This is a genomic window from Taklimakanibacter deserti (assembly GCA_003574785.1).
Genome location: QORU01000068.1, coordinates 1 through 589, shown reverse-complemented (window position 1 = coordinate 589; position 589 = coordinate 1). Strand labels below are relative to the sequence as shown.

General features: G+C 46.2%; 2 protein-coding genes. Both read right to left on the bottom strand.

Annotated elements, in window-relative coordinates:
• The coding region (locus DS839_RS37145) for a hypothetical protein (protein WP_368912130.1) at positions 1 to 184 on the bottom strand (184 nt) is incomplete at its 3' end.
• Positions 185 to 202: 18 nt separating this feature from the next.
• On the bottom strand, positions 203 to 589 hold a 387-nt coding region (locus DS839_RS36815), incomplete at its 5' end, for a hypothetical protein (protein WP_162919029.1).

Sequence of the window (589 nt, the reverse complement as noted above, 5' to 3'; positions counted from 1 at the left end):
CTGCGCCGGCTACAGCCATTCCAATGCAGTACGTTACAAACAAAACTATTCCTGGGACCCTGAACCATTGAGATTCTTCATTACCGTAAGCTAAAAAATCAATAATTGAGGCGACCACAAGCCCACCAAGAGATATCATGGACCACTTTGCAATCACCCACCCTAGTTTTACGAGCTTCGTCACGACACTCACCTGCAATTATTAGCAACCGCACCCTTGGTACTGGCTTGCTGCAATGTTTTCCATAGAGACGCCAACCGCTGTAGCGACATTAATCCGAAGATTTTTCCTGCCATCGATGTTTTTTGGCGTCAGCTTAAATAATTTCTCGATGGCTCTAGCCACACCCCTTCTGTTTACCACTTCCAATTTAGGCTTAATGAAGGACGAAACGAAACCCCCTGTTTTCCCACCTGCAATGGAAATACCTCCATATAACAATACATCTAAATACTGCGCACTCCCCACACCATTGCATTCAACGTACGATCTCATGAGTGATGCTCCGGCAGAAGCGCCAAACCCCATGAACAATGAGCCGCCGCCACTTATAAATCCGGTAGCTCCAGCATGCATTCCATTCAATAA